The sequence below is a fragment of the Schumannella sp. GW821-FHT10F01 genome, from assembly GCF_058809295.1.
Genome location: NZ_JBXASM010000001.1, coordinates 253,612 through 275,048, shown reverse-complemented (window position 1 = coordinate 275,048; position 21,437 = coordinate 253,612). Strand labels below are relative to the sequence as shown.

Annotated in this window: 22 protein-coding genes; 8 read left to right on the top strand and 14 right to left on the bottom strand. The window is 73.2% G+C overall.

The window, feature by feature from the left end; translation table 11 throughout:
• Positions 1-94: 94 nt before the first annotated feature.
• The 5 genes from AC1RSJ_RS01450 to AC1RSJ_RS01430 form a co-directional block, all read right to left on the bottom strand.
• Positions 95-655, bottom strand: a complete 561-nt coding sequence (locus tag AC1RSJ_RS01450; RefSeq protein WP_493116537.1) for an SIS domain-containing protein — start codon at positions 653-655, stop codon at positions 95-97.
• Positions 656-687: 32 nt separating this feature from the next.
• Complete coding sequence (locus AC1RSJ_RS01445) at positions 688-1,707, bottom strand: ABC transporter permease (RefSeq protein ID WP_493116536.1); 1,020 nt, start codon at positions 1,705-1,707, stop codon at positions 688-690.
• A gap of 4 nt (positions 1,708-1,711) precedes the next feature.
• On the bottom strand, positions 1,712-3,217 hold the full coding sequence (locus AC1RSJ_RS01440; RefSeq protein WP_493116535.1) for a sugar ABC transporter ATP-binding protein: 1,506 nt from the start codon (positions 3,215-3,217) through the stop codon (positions 1,712-1,714).
• Between the two features lie 36 nt (positions 3,218-3,253).
• Positions 3,254-4,315, bottom strand: a complete 1,062-nt coding sequence (locus tag AC1RSJ_RS01435) for a sugar ABC transporter substrate-binding protein (protein WP_493116534.1) — start codon at positions 4,313-4,315, stop codon at positions 3,254-3,256.
• A gap of 188 nt (positions 4,316-4,503) precedes the next feature.
• Positions 4,504-5,781 carry an MFS transporter gene (locus tag AC1RSJ_RS01430; RefSeq protein ID WP_493116533.1) on the bottom strand — a complete coding sequence of 426 codons (1,278 nt, stop codon included), beginning with the start codon at positions 5,779-5,781 and terminating at the stop codon, positions 4,504-4,506.
• 357 nt (positions 5,782-6,138) lie between these two features.
• Here AC1RSJ_RS01430 and AC1RSJ_RS01425 point away from each other — a divergent pair, with 357 nt between their 5' ends.
• Positions 6,139-7,797 (top strand): ABC-F family ATP-binding cassette domain-containing protein, encoded by a 1,659-nt coding sequence (locus AC1RSJ_RS01425; RefSeq protein ID WP_493116532.1) that lies wholly within the window; start codon positions 6,139-6,141, stop codon positions 7,795-7,797.
• Between the two features lie 42 nt (positions 7,798-7,839).
• Here the strand turns inward: AC1RSJ_RS01425 and AC1RSJ_RS01420 are convergent, their stop codons facing one another.
• The 4 genes from AC1RSJ_RS01420 to AC1RSJ_RS01405 all read right to left on the bottom strand — a co-directional run bounded on the left by AC1RSJ_RS01420 (position 7,840) and on the right by AC1RSJ_RS01405 (position 10,399).
• Positions 7,840-8,430 (bottom strand): dihydrofolate reductase family protein, encoded by a 591-nt coding sequence (locus AC1RSJ_RS01420; RefSeq protein WP_493116531.1) that lies wholly within the window; start codon positions 8,428-8,430, stop codon positions 7,840-7,842.
• Entirely contained in the window at positions 8,427-8,816 is a 390-nt protein-coding gene (locus AC1RSJ_RS01415) for a nuclear transport factor 2 family protein (RefSeq protein ID WP_493116530.1), read from the bottom strand. The genes AC1RSJ_RS01420 and AC1RSJ_RS01415 overlap by 4 nt, the downstream gene beginning before the upstream one ends.
• Before the next feature lie 38 nt (positions 8,817-8,854).
• Entirely contained in the window at positions 8,855-9,427 is a 573-nt protein-coding gene (locus AC1RSJ_RS01410) for a DUF2231 domain-containing protein (protein ID WP_493116529.1), read from the bottom strand.
• Positions 9,428-9,499: 72 nt separating this feature from the next.
• Positions 9,500-10,399, bottom strand: a complete 900-nt coding sequence (locus AC1RSJ_RS01405) for an NHL repeat-containing protein (RefSeq protein ID WP_493116528.1) — start codon at positions 10,397-10,399, stop codon at positions 9,500-9,502.
• Between the two features lie 202 nt (positions 10,400-10,601).
• On the opposite strand from AC1RSJ_RS01405, the gene AC1RSJ_RS01400 reads away from it, so the two are divergent.
• Complete coding sequence (locus AC1RSJ_RS01400; protein WP_493116527.1) at positions 10,602-11,843, top strand: MFS transporter; 1,242 nt, start codon at positions 10,602-10,604, stop codon at positions 11,841-11,843.
• Positions 11,844-12,009: 166 nt separating this feature from the next.
• On the opposite strand, the gene AC1RSJ_RS01395 is transcribed toward AC1RSJ_RS01400, so the two are convergent.
• Positions 12,010-12,438: a winged helix-turn-helix transcriptional regulator gene (locus AC1RSJ_RS01395; protein ID WP_493116526.1), complete on the bottom strand. Its 429-nt coding sequence runs from the start codon at positions 12,436-12,438 to the stop codon at positions 12,010-12,012.
• A gap of 60 nt (positions 12,439-12,498) precedes the next feature.
• Between AC1RSJ_RS01395 and AC1RSJ_RS01390 the strand changes: the two genes are divergently transcribed.
• Positions 12,499-13,389, top strand: a complete 891-nt coding sequence (locus tag AC1RSJ_RS01390; RefSeq protein ID WP_493116525.1) for an alpha/beta fold hydrolase — start codon at positions 12,499-12,501, stop codon at positions 13,387-13,389.
• 26 nt (positions 13,390-13,415) lie between these two features.
• Here the strand turns inward: AC1RSJ_RS01390 and AC1RSJ_RS01385 are convergent, their stop codons facing one another.
• Entirely contained in the window at positions 13,416-13,751 is a 336-nt protein-coding gene (locus AC1RSJ_RS01385) for a hypothetical protein (RefSeq protein WP_493116524.1), read from the bottom strand.
• Between the two features lie 295 nt (positions 13,752-14,046).
• Between AC1RSJ_RS01385 and AC1RSJ_RS01380 the strand changes: the two genes are divergently transcribed.
• Positions 14,047-14,589, top strand: coding sequence for a P-loop nucleotide/nucleoside kinase family protein (locus AC1RSJ_RS01380; protein ID WP_493116523.1), 543 nt, complete (start codon positions 14,047-14,049; stop codon positions 14,587-14,589).
• Between the two features lie 19 nt (positions 14,590-14,608).
• On the opposite strand, the gene AC1RSJ_RS01375 is transcribed toward AC1RSJ_RS01380, so the two are convergent.
• The gene (locus AC1RSJ_RS01375; protein WP_493116522.1) at positions 14,609-15,121 is read right to left on the bottom strand and encodes a GNAT family N-acetyltransferase; all 513 of its coding nucleotides are present in this window, start codon (positions 15,119-15,121) and stop codon (positions 14,609-14,611) included.
• Between the two features lie 73 nt (positions 15,122-15,194).
• Positions 15,195-16,205 (bottom strand): NAD-dependent epimerase/dehydratase family protein, encoded by a 1,011-nt coding sequence (locus tag AC1RSJ_RS01370; RefSeq protein WP_493116521.1) that lies wholly within the window; start codon positions 16,203-16,205, stop codon positions 15,195-15,197.
• 128 nt (positions 16,206-16,333) lie between these two features.
• On the opposite strand from AC1RSJ_RS01370, the gene AC1RSJ_RS01365 reads away from it, so the two are divergent.
• Positions 16,334-17,521, top strand: coding sequence for an alcohol dehydrogenase catalytic domain-containing protein (locus AC1RSJ_RS01365; protein WP_493116520.1), 1,188 nt, complete (start codon positions 16,334-16,336; stop codon positions 17,519-17,521).
• A 189-nt stretch (positions 17,522-17,710) separates the two neighbouring features.
• On the opposite strand, the gene AC1RSJ_RS01360 is transcribed toward AC1RSJ_RS01365, so the two are convergent.
• Positions 17,711-17,986 carry a GlsB/YeaQ/YmgE family stress response membrane protein gene (locus AC1RSJ_RS01360; RefSeq protein ID WP_493116519.1) on the bottom strand — a complete coding sequence of 92 codons (276 nt, stop codon included), beginning with the start codon at positions 17,984-17,986 and terminating at the stop codon, positions 17,711-17,713.
• A gap of 221 nt (positions 17,987-18,207) precedes the next feature.
• Between AC1RSJ_RS01360 and AC1RSJ_RS01355 the strand changes: the two genes are divergently transcribed.
• From AC1RSJ_RS01355 to AC1RSJ_RS01345, 3 genes are read left to right on the top strand one after another with little or no spacing between them, the layout of a single operon-like run.
• Positions 18,208-19,314 carry an acyl-CoA dehydrogenase gene (locus tag AC1RSJ_RS01355; RefSeq protein ID WP_493116518.1) on the top strand — a complete coding sequence of 369 codons (1,107 nt, stop codon included), beginning with the start codon at positions 18,208-18,210 and terminating at the stop codon, positions 19,312-19,314.
• Positions 19,308-20,603 (top strand): PIG-L family deacetylase, encoded by a 1,296-nt coding sequence (locus AC1RSJ_RS01350; RefSeq protein ID WP_493116517.1) that lies wholly within the window; start codon positions 19,308-19,310, stop codon positions 20,601-20,603. The genes AC1RSJ_RS01355 and AC1RSJ_RS01350 overlap by 7 nt, the downstream gene beginning before the upstream one ends.
• Positions 20,600-21,328: a glycosyltransferase family 2 protein gene (locus AC1RSJ_RS01345; protein WP_493116516.1), complete on the top strand. Its 729-nt coding sequence runs from the start codon at positions 20,600-20,602 to the stop codon at positions 21,326-21,328. The genes AC1RSJ_RS01350 and AC1RSJ_RS01345 overlap by 4 nt, the downstream gene beginning before the upstream one ends.
• The last annotated feature ends 109 nt before the right edge of the window (positions 21,329-21,437 follow it).

Here is a 21,437-nt window from a genome sequence, read left to right as displayed (position 1 = left end):
GGTGTTGTACGCATCGTACTGCTTGTACGTACAGCACCTGAGACGAGGGTGACGCGTGGGTGGGGGTCGGGCGCCCGGAGGCGCCCGACCGGGCTCACTCGAAGTTGCGGTGGCGGGCGACGAGGTCCTCGAAGCGGGCGCCGGTGCGCTGCACGAGCAGCAGGTAGAGCACGTCCCAGAAGATCCAGAGCGACTGCTCGAACAGGCTGCCCATCGGCTGCACGGTGTCGACCACGTCGCCGTCCGCACCGTAGGTGCGGGCCGGGATCTGCAGCACGATGTCGGCGAGCCGCGCGGTCGGGCCGTCGGGCATGGCTGTGGCGACGAGCAGGGTCGCGCCCGTCTTCTTCACCTGCTCGGCGATGTAGTGCAGGTGCGGGATGTTCGCCGGGCCGCTCGGCATGATGAAGAGGTCGTCCGCCGTGACGGCCGGCGTGGTGTCGTCCCAGCCCCAGTGCACGGTCTTGCCGAAGTGGGTGAGGCGCATCGCGAACGCCTTCGACCCGAGACCCTCGCGGCCGATGCCGAGCACGAAGATGCGCTGGTGGCGCTCGAGCGCGTCGAGGGCGGCCTCGATGTTCTCGAGCGGCACGCGCTGGAACACCTCGCCCAGCTCGGCGACGACGGTGGCGCTGATGGTGCGGAGATCGGACATGGTGTCCTCCTGTCGGACGTGGTGCGAGGGAGCTAGGAACGGGAGCCGCGCGAGCCGAAGCGGCCGACGAGCAGGGCGAGCAGGATGACGCCGCCGTAGACGGCGTTGATCCAGAAGGTCGGCACCCCGGCGAGCGTGAGCACGTTGGTGAGGGTGCCGAGCAGCAGCACGCCCATCAGCGCGCCGACGATCCGGCCCTGACCGCCGGTGAGCTGCACGCCGCCGATCACCGCCGCCGCGAGGGCGCTGAAGATGAGGTTCTCGCCCATGCCCGAGGTGACGGACGCGAGGCGGCCGGCGAGCATGAGGCCGGCGAAGGAGGCGAGCGTGCTCGCGACGACGAAGGTGACGATGAGCACCAGGTCGACCCGGATGCCGGCGGCGCGCGCCGCATCCGCGTTGCCGCCGATCGCGTAGAGCGCGCGGCCCCACGCGGTGTAGCGCAGCACGAGGCCCGCGATGAGGAACAGGATCGCGGTCACCCAGATCGCGGCCGGGACGCCGAACCAGCGGGCCGAGCCGATGTAGCGGAAGGCGTCCGGGAGGCCCGCGAGGGTCTTGCCCGAGCTGACGCCGAGCGTCACACCGCGCAGCAGGATGAGCATCGCCAGCGTCACGATGAACGGGTCGAGCTTCACCTTGACGACGAGCAGGCCGTTGATGAGCCCGATGGCGGCGCCGATCAGCAGCGTGAGCAGGATCGCGGTGAACGGGTCGATCATCGTGCCGAGCCCGCCCATGGCGGCCGGGATGAGCAGCCATGCGGCGACCATCGGCGCGAGGCCGACCGTCGACTCGAGCGAGATGTCGAGCTTGCCGGTGAGCAGGATGAACGTGAGCCCGATCACGACGATGCCGAGCTCGGCCGACTGGCGCAGGATCAGCGTCAGGTTCGCGGCCGACAGGAACGCCGGGCTCACGATCGCGCCGATGATCGCGACGATGATGAGCCCCGGCAGCACGCTGAGCTCTCGGACGTTGCGCACGACCGCGCCGAGCACGGGGTTCTTGACGCGGGTGGTGCTGATGACGGTGGTGCGGACGCTGGTCACGGATTCACTCCAGGCCTTCGATGGCTCGAACGATGTCTTCTTCGGTGGGATCGGCGAGCTCGGCCGCGACGCGGCCCTCGCGCATGATGAGGACGCGCGAGCTGACGAGCAGCTCCTCCACGTCGTCGGAGATCAGCACGACGGCGACGCCGTCGGCGAGCGCGCGGAGGATGAGCGCGTAGATCGCATCCTTCGCCGCGATGTCGACGCCCGCCGTCGGCGAGATGAGCACGAGCACCCGCGGATCGCGGGCGAGCGCGCGGGCGAGCACGACCTTCTGCTGGTTGCCGCCGCTGAGGCCCGAGACGGCGAGCTTCGGGTTCGGCGGCACGAGCGCGACGTCCTGGATGAGCGTCGCGGACATGGCGGTCTGCTTGCGCGGGGAGAACACGCCGCGGGGGGCGAGCTTGTCCATCACGCCCATGGTCATGTTCTCGGCGACGCTGAGCTGCGGCACGTAGCCGTCCTTGTGGCGGTCGGCCGGCACGAATCCGATGCCCGCGCGCTGGCTGGCCTTGACGCTGCCGGTGCGCACCTTGCCGCCGTCGGCCACGATCGCGCCGTCGCCGAGACGGCGGAGGCCGGCGATCGCCTCGCCGACCGAGTACTTGCCGGAGCCGCCGACGCCGCCGATCGCGACGAGCTCGCCCGGCGCGACGCGGAACGACAGGTCGGTGAACGCGCCGCCGCGCTCGGAGGCGCCGCGCACCTCGAGCGCCGGAGCCGCGTCGGGCGCGGCGGCTGCGCTCTCGACGCGATGGCGCCGCTGCTCCTGCCCGGCGAGGAGCGCGTCGACGAGGTCGTCCGATCGCACGTCGTCGCCGGTGCGCGACCAGAGCAGCTTCCCGTCGCGGAGCACGCTGGCCGAGTCGCAGATCGCGGTGACCTCGCGGAGGAAGTGCGACACGAAGACGAAGGTGACGCCCGCCTCCTGCAGCTCCTGCACCTTGTCGAACAGGCGCCGGATCGCGGAGCCCTCGAGCTGCACGGTCGGCTCGTCGAGCAGCACGATGCGGGTGCCCGCCTCGAGCGCCTTCGCGATCGTGAGCATCTGGCGCTCCTCGATCGGGGCGTCCGAGAGCAGCGAGCGCGGGTCGAGGTCGATGCGCCAGTCGCTGAGGATGCGCTCCGACTCCGACACCATGCGGCGCCAGGAGACGCGGCCGCCGTTCTGAGGCAGGCGTCCCGCGAACAGGTTCTCCGCGATGGTCAGGTTCGTGAAGACGGAGGGGCGCTGGTAGACGCAGGCGACGCGCTGCTGCCACGCCTTCGCGTCGGCCGCGGGCGGGGCCTCCTCGCCGAAGAAGCGCACGGCCCCGGTGTCCGGGGTCTCGAGGCCGGTGATCATCCGGAGCAGGGTGGACTTGCCGGCGCCGTTGCGGCCGATCAGCCCGTGCACCTGGCCCGGGAGGATCGAGACGGAGACGTCCTGCAGCGCCTTCGTCGCCCCGTAGGTCTTGCTGACGCGATCGATCTCGATCGCGGGCACGGTGGCGGTTGAGGATGTCATGACGTCTCCGTCTCGATCGGTGGGAGTGCGGCCGGACTACTTCGAGGCGCCGAAGGCCTCGAGAGCGAACTTCTTGTTGCCCCACAGCTCCGGGTCGTCCACGTTGTCCTTCGTCACGACCGGGGTCGGGAGGAGGTCGACGAGGTTGCTGCCGCGCTTGACGATCTCGCTGCCGTGGTCGGTCTTGCCGACCTTGAACTTCTCGCCCTTGATCGCCCGCACGAGGTAGTCGGCGCCGAAGTCGATGTAGTCGGTCATCGGCTGCGCGACGGCCGCGTCGAGCGAGCCCTCGCGGATGGCGGTCATGGCCATCGGGCTGGCGTCGACGGACACCTGCACGAGGTGGCCCTCCTCGCCGACCGGCTTGAGGCGCCCGAGCGAGTCGAGCGTGTCGAGGATGGTCGGGAAGAACGTCGCGTCGCTCTGGTTGTAGATGCCCGAGATGTTGTCGTACTGGTTCAGCGCGGTCTCGATGCCGGTGGCGGCCTTGGCCGGGTCCCACTCGGTGGCGACGTTGACGAGCTTCACGTCGGGGTAGTTCTTCTTCATGCAGTCGTTGAAGCCGTTGGTACGGTCGCGGCCGTTCGAGGTGACCGGGTCGCCGTCGAGCGTGATGACGGCGGTGCCCGCCTTGACGCGCTTGCCCATCTCCTTGTACGCGAGCTCGCCCATGTGCACGTTGTCGGCGCGGACGATCATCGCGATGCTGCCGGAGGCCGGCGCCTCGTCGATGGCGACGATCGGCACGTTCTGGTCGTTGGCGTACTCGATCGCGGGCACGATGGCGTCCGCGTCGCCCACGGAGATGACGAGACCCTTGGCGCCCTTGTTGATCAGCGTCTGGATGTCGGTGATCTGCTGGGCCGGGTCGCGGTCGGCGTTGGTCGCCGAGATCGTCGCGTAGCCGAGCTCCTTGAAGCGCTGCATCGATCCGACGTTCTCCGCGTTCTGGAACGGATCGGTGTGGGGCTGGGAGTAGCTCAGCTGCGTGTCGGCCGGCTTGGAATCGCCGGAGGCGGCGCTCCCGGTCGAGCAGCCGGTGAGCAGCAGGGCGCCGACGCCGAGGACGGCGACTCCGGCCAGTGCTGTGGTGCGCATTTGCGGACTTCCTCTCTGAAGTAGCACGACGTATGCACGATCCCCGTTGATCCGGCGTCATCGCGCGGGCTGTACGTCTTGTCCGTACAGAATGTACATGAAGTACGGGATCGCGCAAGACCGGCGTCGGGGCAGGACGCGGAACGCCCCGCCCGGAGCAGCCGGACGGGGCGTTCTCGATGGGGCGATCAGGCGACGCGCGCGGCCTGACCCGGGTCCTGATCGGTGCGGAGCACGCGCGTGAGCAGCGCGCCGACGACGTACATCCCCGCGAACACCCAGATGAGCACGGCCATGCTGCCGACGCCGCCGAGCAGCGCGACGAGCGCCGGGCCGACGAAGGCCGACAGGCCGGCGGCGAGCGTGTAGACGGCGAGCGCGCTGCCGCGGTCCTCCACCTTCACCATCGAGGGCACGAGCGCGGTGAGCGGCACGAAGCCGGCGAGGCCGATGCCGAAGACCGCCCAGCAGATGACCGTGACCCAGAAGTTCGGGCCGACGAGCAGCGGCACGTAGTAGACGGCGAGGATGCCGACCGCGCACATCACGCAGCCGAACCAGGTGACGGTGCGCCGCCATCCGAACCGGTCGCCGACGAGGCCGAACAGGAGGTTCGCGAAGATGTTCGCCGTGTAGACGATCGTCACGATGAGGAGGTAGTCCTCCTGGCGGAAGCCGACCTGCTGCACGAAGAAGAACGGGGCCACCACGAACAGCGCGAAGTTCGGCGTCGTGTTGACGAGGCGCACGACCGCGCCGGCCGCGACGCGCGGCTCGCGCCACAGGATCGTGAGCCCCTTCGCCAGCTCGGAGAACGCGCCGTCGGACTCGTTCCGGGTCGGCCCCGCGTGCCGGAGATCGCGCACGCCGAGCACGGCGACGAGCAGTCCCGCCAGCACGATCGCCGTCGACAGCCAGAACGTGCCGACCTCGCCGAGGTGCGGGATGGTCCAGCTCGCGATGAGCGAGCCGAGCGTCGGCAGTCCCGCCCCGAAGACGAACCAGAACCAGCCGACGCTGCTGCCGCGCTGATGCGCGGGCGTCGCCGTGTTGAGCCAGACCAGGAACGCGTAGGCGAAGAACGGATAGCCGATGCCGCGGAGCGCGTACGCCGCGATCGCGACCCAGGTCACCTGCGCGCCGATGCCGACGGCGAGGAAGAGCACCTCGAGCACGATCCACAGGATGCCGCCGATGAGCATGACCCGGCGCGGGCCGAGGATGCTCGACAGCGTCCCCGCGAACCAGGATCCGATCGCCACGAAGATGCCGTAGAGGCTGATCGTGATGGCCGCGGACGACTCCGCGAGCCCCGGCTGCTCGGCGAGGAACGTCGACAGGTAGTTCGATTCGACGCCGTCGCCGATCATGAACAGCAGCACGCCGATGAAGCCGGCGAGCAGCGGGGCCGGGATGCCGATCCGATCCAGGAACCGGGTCGTGGCGGTGGGCGCCTGGGTGGTCATGGTCCTCCTCGCACGGGATCTCAATCTGTACGTGCCGTACGTACATTACGCGGTGCCGGGCGGACGACCGACGCGTCGGGCCGCCCGACCGCGTCGATCTGTGCGCTGGGTGGCAGTGCGCCCACCCCGCTCGACCCCGAGCGACCCTGGATGGCATGAGCGCGGATCGGAGCAGCGAACCAGGGTGGCCGATGTGCCCGTCATGCGCGCTGCCGATGTTCCTGGTCGCACACGGGTACCACTGCCCCGAGTGCCGGATCACCCGCATCGATCGCTGACGCGCGGGCGCCCGGCGCCCGACAGCGGCCCGCCGCGACGTCGGAGCGGACCCCGGCCGACCGCTACCGTTGCCTGGACATGACCACGACGCTCAAGGCCTCGGGGCTCGCGGCCGGCCACGGCGCGCGGGTCCTCTTCTCGGGACTCGACCTGGTCATCGCACCCGGCGACGTCGTCGGGCTCGTCGGCGTCAACGGCGCCGGCAAGTCCACGCTGCTGCGGATGCTGGCCGGCGAGCTGGCGCCGACTGACGGCACGATCACCGTGAGCCCGGCGAGCGCGACGATCGGGCACCTCCCGCAGGAGCCCGATCGGCGCCCGGGCGAGACGGTCGCCGCGTTCCTCGCCCGGCGCACCGGCGTCGCCGCCGCGCAGGTGGAGCTGGATGCGGCCGCCGATGCGATGGGCGCCGGCGAGCGCGGTGCCGACGACCGCTATTCCGACGCGCTCGAGCGGTGGCTCGCGCTCGGCGGGGCCGACCTCGACGAGCGGATCGGACAGGTGCTCGCCGAGATCGGGCTCCGGATCGATCCGGACGCGGCGGAGATGACCGGCCTGTCCGGCGGCCAGGCGGCCCGCGCGGGGCTCGCGGCGCTCCTGCTCTCCCGCTACGACGTGCTGCTGCTCGACGAGCCCACGAACGACCTCGATCTCGACGGCCTCGAGCGCCTCGAGCGGTTCGTCTCCGCACGGGGCCGCGCCCGCCAGGGCGGTCCGACCGTCATCGTCAGCCACGACCGCGAGTTCCTCGCCCGCACGGTCGATCGCATCGTCGAGCTCGACCTCGCCCAGCAGCAGGTCGGCGTCTACGACGGCGGCTACGAGAGCTACCTCGCGGAGCGGGCGGTCGCGCGCCGGCACGCGCGCGACGCGTACGAGGAGTACGAGGACAAGCTCGGCGGGCTCAAGGATCGCGCGCAGATGCAGCGCAACTGGATGGCGGCGGGCGTGCGGAATGCCCGCCGCAAGACGACCGACAACGACAAGATCGGGCGCGCCACCCGCGCGGAGTCGAGCGAGAAGCAGGCCGCGAAGGCCCGCCAGACCCAGCGGATGATCGAGCGGCTCGACGTGGTCGAGGAGCCCCGCAAGGAGTGGGAGCTGCGGATGACGATCGCGGCCGCACCGCGCTCCGGTGCCGTGGTCGCGAGTCTGCGCGGCGCGGTCGTGCGGCGCGGCGCCTTCGCGCTCGGGCCGGTGGACGCGCAGGTGGACTGGGCCGACCGGGTCGTCATCACGGGAGCGAACGGCTCCGGCAAGTCGACCCTGCTCGCCGCGCTGCTCGGGCGCATCCCGCTCGACGAGGGCGACGGCGGGCTCGGCTCCGGCGTGCGGGTCGGCGAGATCGACCAGGCCCGCGGTCTGTTCCTCGGGCCCCAGCCGCTCGCTCGCGCGTTCGGCGACGCGGTGCCGGACCTGCCGGAGGCCGAGGTGCGCACCCTGCTGGCGAAGTTCGGCCTGACCGGAGCGCACGTGCCGCGCCCGGCCGAGTCGCTCTCCCCCGGCGAGCGCACGCGCGCCGCGCTCGCGCTGCTGCAGGCTCGCGAGGTCAACCTGCTGGTGCTCGACGAGCCCACCAACCATCTCGACCTGGCCGCGATCGAGCAGCTCGAGGAGGCGATCGACGCCTTCCCCGGCACGGTCCTGCTCGTCACCCACGACCGGCGGATGCTCGACACGGTCCGCAGCACGCGCCGCTGGACGGTGTCGGAGGGACGGCTCGCCGAGGACGCCTGACCAGCGGCGTCGATCGGCCGGGACGGACGGCCGGCGCGGCCGTCAGACCGCGGAGCGGACGCGGTACTGCTGCCAGACGACTCCGGTGTCGAACGGCCGGGTGCCCACGAGCTCGAGCTCCGCGGACCCGGGCCCGGCGAAGAGCGGGATCCCCGCTCCGAGGATCACCGGGTTGACCTTGAGCACCAGCTCGTCGATCTCCGGCAGCAGGGTCGAGGCGAGTCGGCCGCCGCCGCACAGCCAGAGATCGCGTCCCGGCTCCCGCTTGAGCGAGCGGATGCGGGCGAGCGGGTCGGCGCGGATCCGCTCGATCCGCGGATCCAGCTCCGGCGCGGTCGCGGAGACGACGACGTGGTGCAGGTGCGGATAGGCGTCAGGGATGCCCGCGTCGAGACCGACCTGGTGCGTGGCACGGCCTTCGATCACGGTGTCGAACCGCGCGACCCCGGCGACGCCGAGCGCCTCCCGCACGAAGAACGGCAGCGTCTCGGGGTACTCGGCGACGAGGGCGTCGATGTGCGACCCCTCGGTCGGGAACGCCGACGTGCTGCCGTCGGGCGCGGCGATGAAGCCGTCCGCGCTGACCGCCACGAGGTAGACGAGCGACCTCGCGCCGGCGCCGTCGACGGTCATGCCGCGCCGTCCGGCGCGATCCACCAGTCGGTGAACGAGCTCGCCCGGCCGTCCGCGGTCAGCCGCAGCACGATGAGGTTGTCGTACCGCTCCCGCTTCGCCGTCGCGCCGGGATACGAGGTGCGTCCGCGCACGACCGCCACGTCGCCGTCGACCGCCACCAGCTCGTGCTCGAACGACCAGGTGCCCGGCTCATCCCGCTGGCCGAGCCAGCCGGCGACGATCTCCTCCGGGCCGGTCCACGGCGGGGTCGAGGGCCCGTCGCGGTACTCGGCGTCGGCGGTGAAGAGCGCCCGGATGTCGTCCGGATCGTTCGTCGCCCACGCGTGCAGGTAGCCGGCCATCCAGCGCTCCGCGGCGTCCGCCGCCGCTCCCCGATCGAACATCCGCCCAGTCTCGTCGCCAGTCGGGATGCCGGCAACGACTACCGCGGCGGTCGCTCCACACCGGCCCCGAGCCGGTAGGTGAGGTGGCCGCCGAGGTAGCCGCCGACGCCGACGGCGCCGAGGGCTCCGAAGAGCAGCACGCGACCGAGGCCGTGGCGGCCGGACCGTCGTGCGGCCCACGACAGGCCGGCGAGCGCCGCACCGGCCGCGTTGGATCCGCCGTGCGCCACGCCGATGCGGCGAGCGCGCTCGGAGTCGAGCCGCTGCCAGTCGGCGAGGCCGGTCCACGCCGACGGCGCGACGAGCAGCGCCCCGAGCCCGACCAGCGTCCTCGCGGACTTGCGGCGGCCGCGGCCGGGCAGCGCGTCGAGCACGACCGCCGACGTCCACGCGCCGAGCGGCACGGCCACGATGAGCGGATGCAGGGCGTGGCCGAGCGGTTCGCCCTGGAGCACGCGCAGTGCCGGGGCTGGGAGGAGACCGCCGACCCGGCGGTATACCCGGGCGACCGTGTCGAGCACTGCGACGTCGCCGATGCGGTCCGCGGCGAGCGCCAGCCGCTCGCCGATCCTGCTCGCCGTGCCACCCGATGCCGAACCCGTCTGCGTCATCCCCGAACGGTAGGCCCCGGTCGCGAGGTCGGCACCGTCTGGCGGCAGGTCCCCAGGTGGCGGGTGGGGCGGCTAGCTCAGCACCAGCCGGAGCTGCCGTCCGCCGAGGAACCACTCCGTGAGCAGCACCGCACCGTGCGCGTCGACGGCGATGCCATGGGGGCTCCGCAGCACGCCGTCGCGCACCTCGGGTCGCTCCAGCCGTCCGTCCCGCTCCACGTTCGGCCACGCCTCGTCGCGCACCGGATCGGCGATCGGGAGGATCGCCTCCACGCGGTCGTCGCCGTCCACCCGCAGCAGCGCGCCGTGCAGGTCGGTGACGAGCAGATCGCCGCCGCGCAGCGCGAGCGAGCTCGGGTAGCTGAACAGCGGGTCGGCGATCACGCGCTCGAGCGTCCCGTCGCGATGGAACGCGACGAGCCGGCGGTTGACGCGGTCGGCGACGACGACCAGCGCCTCCGCTCCCCGGTCGTCCACCACGACGCCGTGCGGGCAGTCGAACGGCGTGCCCGTGGCGGACCCGTCGATGCTCACGACGGACCCGTCCAGGCGGAAGCCGTGCACCAGGCTCTGACCGTAGCCGTCCGCGACCCAGATGGTGCGGTCCGCGTCCACGGCGACGGCGGTGGGGCGCCATCCCCGTTGCACGTCGGCCGACGGCCGCACCGCGACCTCCGACTCCCCCGTGCCCGGCGACACCCGCAGTACCTGCGCATCGCCCTCGCCCGAGCCGATGTCGGCGACGAGCAGGTCGTCGCCGTCGGCGACCATCCCATGGCCCACCCGCATCGGCAGCCCGAGGATCACCGCGCCCGCGTCGTCGAGCGGATCGACCAGCACGATCCGCCCCTCGCCGGGAGCCGAGAACGCGACCCGCCCGTCGGGCAGCGCGGCGATGCCCGAGTGCGACCACTCCGGGATGGCATGCCCCTCGGTCCAGAACGTCGACCAGCCCGTCACCGTCGTCACCATCGACCGCACCCTCCCGCCCCGCGCGGGGCATCGGTCGACGATACGGGTCGCGGCCGGCCCGGCGGCATGACGGACGGAGTCAATACCTGGACGATCCGACGCCGCGGGCCGAGCCCGATCGGCGATCCACCACCATTGGCCCATCGAGTTCGGGCCGAAACGGACCTGCTGTTCGGGACAATCGGCCCGTAGCGTCATGCACGTGACCACGTCGACGCGAGATGCCCTGCCGGTGCTGCGGGCGTCGCAGCTCATCACCTCCATCGGCGACGGCGGCTACTACACGACGTCGGCGCTGTTCTTCACGCTCGCGGTCGGCATCCCGGTGTGGCAGGTCGCACTCGGCCTCACGATCGCCTGGACCGTCGGCTTCGCCGCGTCGATCCCGCTCGGCGCACTCGTCGACCGGATCGGGGTGCGCCGCACCTCGGCGGCCTCCGCGGCGGCGAGCGCGCTCGCGCTCGCCGCCTACCCCGCACTCCTGCTGCTGCCGCGGCCCGGGCTGCTGCTGCCCGCCCTCGCGGTCGCGGTCGTGTACTCGGTCGCGCAGAGCTCGCTCGGCGCGACGCGGCAGGCCGCCGTCGCCGTGCTCGTCGCACCCGTGGACCGCACGCGCGTGCGGTCCACGATGCAGGTGCTCGGGAACGTCGGGATCGGCACGGGCGCGGTGCTCGGCGGCGTGGTGCTCGCCGTCGGCAGCACGTGGGCGTTCACAGCGATCCTGCTGCTCGACGCGGTCGCGTTCGGCGTCGGCGCCGCGCTGCTGTCGCGGATCCGGGAGCCGGAGCGATCGGATGCGGCGCCTGAGACCCGGGCGGCCGGCCGTCCCGCCTCCGGCCCGGTCCGGCAGGCGCTCCGGGCGCCGGGTCTGGTGCGCGCGGCCGCCCTCAACGCCGCGCTGCTGCTGTACATGCCGCTCCTCAGCGTGGTGCTGCCGCTCTGGATCGAGTCCAGCTCGGACGCGCCGGCGTTCGCGGCCGCCGCGGCGTTCCTGCTCAACACGGTCGGCGTCGCGGCGCTGCAGGGGCGGGCCTCGCTGCGGGTCGTCGACCTGCGGTCGGCCACGCGCTCGTTCCGGGCCGGCGGACTGCTCCTCGGCGTCGCGGCCGTCGTGCTCGGCGCGGCGGCCGTCGTGCCCGGCGCGGTCGGCGCGACCGCGACGGTGCTCGTCGGCGTCGCGATCCAGACCGTCGCCGAGGTGGCGTTCGCCGCGGGGAGCTGGGCCATCGGGTTCGCGCTCACGCCCGTCGGCGCCGAGGGGGCCGCGCAGGCGGTCTGGGGCGCCGGCGTGCCCGTGGCCCGGGCCGTCGGACCGGTGCTGCTGGCCGGTGCGATGATCGCCGCCGGACCCGTCGGCTGGCTGGTCGCCGGCGTCGCGTTCACCCTCGCCGGGATGTCGATGGAGCCCGTGCTGCGGCGGGCGGGCGTCGACCCGGCCGCGTGACGAGACCGCGTGACGCCACCCGTCAGGCGTCCTCCGCGAACACCCGCTCCGCGACCTGGATCGCCGACATCGCCTTCGGCCAGCCGCAGATGGCGCCTGATCCTCCGGTCGGGAGCCTCCATGGTCGCGCTCGTGCCGCCACCGTCCGAGGTGCCGTCGGCGCCCCTCAGCTGATCGGCGGGACGGCCCGATCGGGCTCCCCGCCGACACGATGCAGGTCGATCTCGCGCATGTGGGTCTCCGCCCAGTCCCGCAGCACGCCGAGCGGGCCGTCGAGCGAGCGGCCCAGCTCCGTGACCGAGTAGAAGGTGCGCGGCGGCACCGACTCCTCGACCCGCCGCGCCACGAGCCCGTCGGCCTGCAGGCTGCGGAGCGTGCTGGCGAGCATCTTCCTCGAGACGCCCGGCATCCGGCGCCCGAGCTCGGCGAACCGCACCTCGCCGCCGGCCGGCTCGGCAGCGAGCACCTTGATCGCCATCGACGTCCACTTGTCGCCGATGCGGTCGAGCGGGCCCCGCGTCGCGCAGGTCGGATCGAACAGATCGCCGCGCGCTCCCGGGGGCGGTAACCGCCGGGTGACGTCTTCCGTTCGCATCCGCCGCCTCCTAGCCTCGGGTGGTCACCAATGGTAACCACCCGAGACGAGGAGGCCGAGATGGCACCGGGTCGAGCGCTCGCGATCGCCGTGGACGGCGGCGCCCTGCATGTCGTCGTGCGCGGCGACGGGCCGGTGGTCGTGCTGCTGCACGGCTGGCCGCACACCCATCGGCTCTGGGACGCGGTCGCGCCGCGGCTCGCCGAGTCGCGGACCGTGGTCACCCCCGACCTCCGCGGCACCGGCGCCAGCAGCCGGAGCGCCGGGGGCTACGACGCCGGATCGGGCGCGGACGACATCCTCGCCATCGCGACGGCGGTGAGCCCGGATGCCCCCATCGACCTCGTGGCGATCGACGCGTCCGTGCCGGCCGCGTTCCTCTTCGCCCATCGCCACGCGGACCGGCTCGCGCACCTCGTGCTGTGCGAGTCCCTCCTCGGGCCGCTGCCGGGCGCGGAGCGCTTCCTCGCCGCGGGCCCGCCATGGTGGTTCGGCTTCCACGCGATCCCGGGCCTCGCCGAGACCGTGGTCGAGGGAGCCGAGGACGACTACCTCGGCTGGTTCCTCCGCGCCGGCACGCACGACGGCGGCGGCATCCCGCCCGCGATCGCCGACGCCATCGTCGACGACTACCGCGGCCGGGACTCGCTCCGCGGCGGCTTCGAGTACTACCGCGTCGCCGAGCAGAACGCCCGGCAGATCCTCGCCGCGGCCGACGCGGGCGGCGTCCGCGTCCCGGTGCTCGCCGTCGGCGGCGACACCGTCGGCGACGCGCTCGCCCGCCAGCTCTCGGGCGTCGCGGCCGACCTCACGTCGACGCTGCTGCCCGAGTCGGGGCACATCATCCCGCTCGATCGCCCCGAGCAGCTCCTCGACGTGGTCGAGCCCTTCCTCGCGGATCGAGGCGACCGGATCCCCGCCCGCGTCGAGGCCGGCACGGCGACCGGCTAGCGCACGGCGGGGACGCGGACCCGCACTCAGATCGAGCGCGCCACCATGTCGATCACGCCGACGAGCACGGCGATGGAGCCGGCCGCGCCGACGACATGCACGATCAGGCCGACGGGTGCGCGCCTCGGCGCGGCCGCCGCCACGGCCTCGACCGCCTCGATCAGGCTGGATCGCGGGTCGAGCTCGGTGCCGTCGGCGGTCATGGCGACGAAGCGGTCGTCGATCCGCTCGATGAGGCCGGCGAAGCGATCACGGCGGTCGCGGCCCATCCAGGTGCCGGCGCCGGCGGGACGCCAGACGAGACCCCGGCGCGACAGCACGTCGGCACGGCGGTCCGGTCGACGGAACGTGATGAGCACCATGAGCTGACCTCCACGGACACCGCGGGGCCGGCAGCACACGGCTCCGGCGCGCGCTGGAGGGGGGCTCGACACCCCCGTGCCGCACCCGCATCCACGTCACCCGAACGACGTGTGGTGCCCTTCCGACCCGAACGGAAAGGACTGTTGCCGCCAGGGTAGGCGCGCCTCCCGGGCGCGCGCGGCCCCCGGTTCGGGTGACGTGCGGGCGGCATGAGGGCATCGAGGCGGACGGCCGCGTCATGCCGCGAGCGAACGGGACGCGCCGCGAGCCGGAGCACGTGCCACGATCGCCGCCATGACCACCCCGACGACGCTCGTGATCACCGGCCTGCCCGGCGCCGGCAAGTCGACGCTCGCCGAGGCCCTGGCGCGCGAGGCCAGGGTTCCGGCGTTCGCGAGCGACTGGCTCCTCGGCTCCCTCGAGCCGGCCTTCCGGGTGCTGGTCGAGCTGACCCGGGACGAGCACGTCGGAATGGACCGCAGCCTGCTCCTCACGTTGGCACTCCGTCAGGCGATGTTCGGCCAGTCCTCCATCCTCGACTGCATCGCCGACGACGAGGTGCTCGAGGCGTGGCGCTCCCGCCTGGCCGGGCACGGCAGCCGCCTGCTGGTCATCGAGTGCATCTGCAGCGACGAGGCCGTGCACCGCAGCCGCATCGAGGGCCGGGTGCGCGGCATCCCGGGATGGCACGAGATCGACTGGTCGCACGTCGAATGGATGCGCGAGCGGATGCCGCCCATGTCGGTCGACCGGCTGGTGCTCGACGCCGTGGAGCCGCTGTCGGCGAACCTCGAACGGGCGCTCGCGTTCACCGCGGGGATGACCGCCCCGGGATGACCGCGCGACGCCCGGCCGCTCAAGCTCCGGCCGGACGATCCGCCTCCGCGAAGCCCAGCCGCTCGTACAGCGCCTGGGCCGGATTGCCGCGGGTCACGATGAGCGCGATCTCCGGATCGCCCGAGGACTCGCGGGCGGCCGCCACCTCGGCGAGCAGCGCGCCCGCGAGGCCGCGTCCCTGCACGTCGAGGCGCGTGGCGACGAGGGCGATGAACGGGGTGCCCCACCACCGCGTCGTGATCGTGAACGCGGCGATGCCGGCTCCGTCGCGGATGGCCAGCCACTGCTCGCGCAGGGGCTCGCCCCACGCTCCGTCCACCGAGGTGCGCAGCTCGGCCGCGACCTCCTCATCGGTCTCGCCCTCGTCGTCCACCCCGCCGCGCATCGCCGCCGCGAACATCCGGGCGGCCTCCTCCAGATCGTCGTCGCGGAGCACCTCGAACGCGCGCGTCTGATCGCGGTGCGCGGCCACCAGGGCCGTGTGCGCCCGGAGATACGGTCGGCGCGGGATTCGGCGGGCGGAGTCGGCCATGCGGCGAACCTAGCGGCACCTCGCACGGGCCGCCGCCGGCACACGAGTCCACGGTAGCCGTCCGGTTCCGCGGCTACGGCGCGAGCGAGGCCGACGACGCGTCGCCGGCACGATCGGCCAGCCCGTCGATCAGCTCGGCGAGCGCCGTCTCGGCCGAGACCCGCGGTGTCCAGCCGAGCTCCGTCCGCGCACGCTCCATCGACATCAGCGGCACGGTGGTGGCGAGATCGAGCCATCCGGGATCGGATGCCTGGAGCCGCAGCCGCCACGATGCGGCCATCACGGCGCGGAGCGCGCCGGTACGGATGCGCAGCCGACGAGCGCTGAGCGCCGCGGCGAGCTCGTCCGGGCCGATCGGGTCGGGCGCCGCGAGGTTGAACGCCCCTCCGGCAGCACGGTCGAGGATCGCCTCCACCGCCGACCCGAGGTCGTCGGCGTGCACGACCTGCGCGCGCAGCCGATCCGGCAGCGGCACGGCGGGCAGGATGCCGCGGGCGAGCAGTCCGGCCGGCGTGACGGAGCCGAGGAACAGCCGCGCGATCTCGCTCGCAGCCCCCCGCTGCATCACCAGACCCGGCCGCAGCCGGGAGACGACGATCTCGGGATGCGCGGCCTCGAAGCGGTCGAGCAGCCGCTCCCCCGACGCCTTGTGCCGCGCGTAGTGCGAGGTCGCGATGCCGCCGGTCGGCCAGCTCTCGTCGACGCCGCGCAGCTTCGGACCCGGGCTGTAGGCGCCGACCGAGGAGGCGACGACCACCTGGCGCACGCCGGCGCCTGCGGAGGCCCGGAGCACGCGCGCGAGGCCGCCGACGTTCGTGCGCGTGATCGCCGGGAGGTCGTGGTTCGGCTGCAGCGCCCACGCGAGGTGGACGACCGCATCCGCCCGCGACAGCGCTGCGCGAAGCTGCGCGTCGGCCGCGCCGTGCGCGATGTCGATCTCGTGCGCGTCGACGTGCGCCCACGCCCCCTCGGCCCGCGGCCGCCGCCGCGAGATGCCCACGAGCTCGACGTCACGCCGGGCGGCGAGGCGCCGGACCACCGCCGAGCCCACGTTGCCGGTGTGGCCGATGACCGCGATGCGCATATCGGCCACGCTAAGCCGGAGCCCCGGGCTCGGCGCCGACTCGCACGCGGCCCCCAGTCGAGCGGGACGGTGCTGGGGGTCGTGTGGCAGTCGGGGGATGCGGCGCCGGCGGCACGTAGACCGGACCCATGCGCGCCCTCACCTTCCAGTCCCCCGGCCACGTGACCGTCGAGGATGTCCCCGATCCGCGGATCGAGCAGCCGACCGATGCCGTCATCCGCATCACCTCGTCGGCGATCTGCGGCTCGGACCTGCACCTCCTCGACGCGTTCGGTCCCTTCCTCGCGAAGGGCGACGTGCTCGGTCACGAGCCGATGGGCGAGGTGATCGAGGTCGGATCCGGCGTCACGAGGCTGTCCGTCGGCGATCGCGTCGTCATCCCCTTCGTGATCGCCTGCGGCGACTGCGCGATGTGCCGGCTCGGGCTGACCTCGCAGTGCGAGACCACCCAGAACCGCGGGAGCGGATCGGGTGCCTCCCTCTACGGCTACACGGAGCTGTACGGGTCCGTGCCGGGCGGGCAGGCCGAGTTCCTGCGCGTGCCGCTCGCCGACTTCAACGCCTATCCGGTCGGTCGCGAGCTGCCCGACGAGCGGTACCTGTTCCTCAGCGACATCCTGCCGACCGCCTGGCAGGGCGTCGACTACGCCGACGTGCCGGAGGGCGGCACGCTCGGGGTGCTCGGACTCGGGCCCGTCGGCCAGTTCGCGGCGCGGATCGGCGTGCACCGCGGCTACCGGGTCATCGCGGTCGACCCGGTTCCCGAGCGCCGCGCCATGGCGGAGCGGCACGGCGTCGAGACGATGGATCTCGACGGGGACACCGTCGAGCGCCTGCGCGACGCGGTCGACGGACGCGGACCGGACGGGATCGTCGACGCGGTCGGCATGGAGGCGCACGGCGACCCGCTGATCGCGTTCGCGCAGAACGTGATGGTCCGCTTCCCGGCGAAGGTCGCCAAGAAGCTCATGACGACGGTCGGCGTCGACCGGCTGACCGCGCTGCACACCGCGATCGACGCGGTGCGCCGAGGCGGCACCGTCTCGCTGTCGGGCGTCTACGTCGGCACCGCCGACCCGATGCCGCTGATGACCATGTTCGACAAGGGCCTGAGCCTGCGGATGGGCCAGTGCAACGTGCAGTCGTGGCGCGACGCGATCCTGCCCCTCGTCGAGGACCCGGCCGATCCGCTCGGCACCGAGGATCTCGTGACGCACCGGGTGCCGCTCGAGCGCGCGTCGGAGCTCTACACGACGTTCAAGGAGAAGGCGGACGGCTGCATCAAGGTCGTGCTCGATCCCGCCATGCCGGCGTGATCCGCGGGGTCGCCGTGCGGGCCGGACGCCGCTGGAGCGCCGACGAGAACGGGGCCCGTCGTCGGTCACCGGGTGACGGACGACGAGCCCCGCGCCAGGCGCTCTCCGTGAGCTAGCGGCGATCGAGCAGGGTGCTGATGTCGATCGGCTCGGTGGGTGCGAGCTCCTCCCACCGCACGGCGTCGGCGGTCACGCGCGGGTGCGCGATCCGCGACGGCCCACGATGAGGCCGAAGATCAGCAGCACGATGAGCGCGCCGACGATCGCGGCGACCCACGAGCCGAGCTCGAAGAAGTTGTTGTAGACGTCGAGGCCGAACAGGCCGGCGATCCAGCCGCCCAGCATGGCGCCGAGCACGCCGAGCACGAGCGTCAGGATGATGCCGCCGGGCTGCTTGCCGGGGATGATCAGCTTCGCGATCGCTCCCGCGATCAGGCCGAGGATCAGGAATGCGAGAAAGCCCATGGGGTCCTCCAATTGGGTCGGGTACCCCGGTCGCCGGGTTCGGCGGTGGAGCCTTCGAACCGTAGTGAGCGCGGACGGCACGCGGCGAATCGACTCGGGTGACGTCCAGGTTCGGCGACTGACGCGCGGTGCCGCAAGACGCGGGTCACCTGGGAGAACCCGCGCGCGCCCGCTCGTCCGCGGCGCGGCGCATAGCGTCGCAGCGACGAGAGGGCGTTCCCATGAGCGGCACCGCCACCATCCCGGACGCCGGCCCGTCCGATCCGGCCGAGCGCGGGTCGAGAGCGCACCGGGCGATCGCGACCGACGGGATCCTCCAGCCGGTGCGGCTCGGCACGGCCGGGCCGGTGGGCATCCCGCTCACGGGGGTCTCGTCGATCACCGACGCGCTGCGGACCGCGACCGCGCTCGCCACGACCCTGCGCGCGCCCGCGTCCGGGGGCACCCGGACCCTCTGGGCGACCCTCGCGACGATCGCCGCCCACGACGTCGGCGCCGCACGGGCGGTGGAGCCGCACCTCGATGCGCGCGCGATCCTCTCCCAGGCCGGCGACGCGGCAGGGCTGCCGGCATGGGCGGACGACCCCTCCCTCACGTGGGGTGTCTTCGCGGCCGAGGGCGGCGACCCGCTGCGAGTCGAGGACGCCGGCGACGGCGCGGTGTTGAACGGGATCAAGCCGTGGTGCTCCCTCGCCTCCCGGCTCGACGCGGCCCTGATCACCGCGGCCTGGTCGGACGGCGAGCGCCAGCTGTTCGCCGTGGACCTCGCGCAGGGCGGCATCGCGGTCGACGAGTCCGCCTGGCGCGCCCGCGGACTCCGCGACGTTCCGAGCGGACCGGTGCGATTCGCCGCGGTGTCGGCGCACCCCGTCGGCGAGCGCGGCTGGTACGTGGACCGGCCGGGATTCCACTGGGGCGCGCTGGCCGTCGCGGCCTGCTGGACGGGCGGGATGATCGGCGTCGCCCGCCAGGTGAGGGAGTCCGTGCGTCGCCGCGTCGAGCGCGACATCCTCGCGATGCATCTCGGCGCGATCGACGAGAGCATCTCCAGCTGCCTGGTGCTGCTGGGCGACGCCGCGGACCGCATCGACGCCGGGGCCCCGGCGCAGGATGTGCGCCTGCTGGCGAAGCGCGTCCGCGCCGCCGTCGCCCGGAGCGCGGAGGACGTCCTGACACGAGCCGGTCACGCGCTGGGGCCCGCCCCCTTCGCGCTCGATGAGGCCTTCGCGAAGCGGACCTCGGACCTCGCGCTGTACCTGCGTCAGGATCACGCGGAGGCCGACCTCGCGTCGCTCGGCCGTGCGAGCGCGGAGCGCTCCGAGTGGTGAGGTTCGACTCGGACGAGCCGGGGACCGCAGCGGCGGCATGGAGCGGCGTCGTCGGAGCCGCGCCGGCCGAGCTGGTCGACTTCGATGGCCTCCGGCACGCGCTCGTGGTCGCAGCCCACGCGGACGACGAGACACTCGGTGCCGGCGGACTGCTGAAGCGCCTCGGAGATCGGGGGATCCGCACGACGGTGGTCTGCGTCACCGATGGCGGCGCGTCCCACGCCGACAGCGCCGTCGGCTCGCGCGCACGCCTGGCCTCCGTCCGCTCTCGCGAGCTCCACGCCGCCGTCGCGGTGCTCTGTCCCGACGCGGCGGTCGTCGAGCTGGGCATCGCCGACGGCGCCACCCGGGAGCATCGCGACCTCATCGAGGAGCGGCTGCGGGGGCTCGGTGCGGGCGCCGACCTCGTGATCGCGCCGTGGATCGGGGACGGCCACCGCGACCACCGCGTCGTCGGAGAGATCAGCGAGGACCTGGCTGTCGCACTCCGGGCCCGGCTGCTGGCCTTCCCGATCTGGCTCTGGCACTGGGGTGATCCGACCGACCCGGTCGGGTCGATGGAGCAGATGCGAGTGCTCCCGCTCACCGACGAGGAGGTCGCCGCGAAGCGCCGGGCGATCGCCTGCTACCCGTCGCAGACGGGCGGCGAGCGTCCCGTGCTGCATGACGGCGTCCTGGCGCATTTCCGGCGCGACCGCGAGACCGTGATCGTGCCGCTCGCCGGCGATCGGCGCGCCCGGCACTTCGAGCGACTGCATCACGACGACGCCGACCCCTGGGGTGCGGACAGCACCTGGTACGAGACCCGCAAGCGCGAGCTGCTGCTGGCCGCGCTCTCCTCCGAGCGCTACACGGCCGTGCTCGAGCTGGGCTGCTCGACGGGGCACACCACGGTCCGGCTCGCCGATCGAGCGGATGCCGTCGTCGCCGTCGACCTCTCCCCGACGGCGATCGGCACCGCACGCGACCGCACAGCCGGCTCGCCCGGCGTGGAGTTCGTGCTGGCGGATCTGCGCGACGACGTGCCCGACCGGACGGTCGAGCTCGTCATCATGAGCGAGCTCGGCTACTACCTCAGCGCGAGCGAGCTCGACCGGGTGCTCGACGGCCTGGTCGGCGCTTCGCCGGGCGCCGAGTTCGTCGCCTGCCATTGGCGTGGACGTTCGGACGACATGAGCCGGAGCGGTGACGAGGTCCACGCGCAGCTCGACGCGCGACTCGTCCGCTCGGCGGAGTACCGCGACGGCGACATGCGCATCGCGTCGTATCGGCTCGACGGTGCCGCATGATCCGATCGCAGGTCTCGGTGATCGTCCCCGCGCGCGACGAGGCGGATCGGATCCCGACAGCGGTCCGCGCCATCCTGCGCGCCCGCGACCGGCTGCTCGAGCTCCGATCGGACGTCCTGGTCCGCGTGCTCGTCGTCGCGGACGGATGCGCCGATGACACGGCTGCGGTCGCCGGGGCCGCCGGGGCCGATGTCCTCGTGCTGTCGGGCGGGGGCGTCGGCGCTGCGCGGCGCGCCGGTGCGTCGCGTGCGATCGACGAGCAGGCCGTCCCATCGCGCCACCACGTCCTCGCCTTCACCGACGCCGACAGCGAGGTCCCCCCGGGGTGGCTCGACATCGCGGTGCAGCGCGTCGAGGCCGGGGCCGATCTGGTCATCGGCACCGTCCGACCGCGGCTCGATGAGCGGTCGGCCGCCTTCCGTGCGTTCTGGCACGCGACGCATCACCCGGGTCGGCCGAACGGCCACGTGCACGGCGCGAACCTCATCGTGCGCGCCTCCGCCTACGAGGCCGTCGGCGGATTCGACGACCGGACGACCGGCGAGGATGTGGCGCTGGTCGCCCGGCTGCGCGCGGCGGGTGTCGTCGAGCTCCACGACGACGCCGGCGAGGTCCTCACGTCCGCTCGGCTCGAGGGCCGAGCCGAGCGCGGCTACGCGGCCCACCTCGCGTCGGTCGAGTCCCGCCTTCGCGACGATCGCGCCGCAGAGGATCGAGCCTCCTGACGGGCGATCCGCGGCGCGGATGCGGTGCCGGGCGCCGAGTCTGCGCACCGGCCGCGGATGAGCCGCACCCCGTGCGGACCGTGCGGGGCGCCCATGCGCGACCACCCGG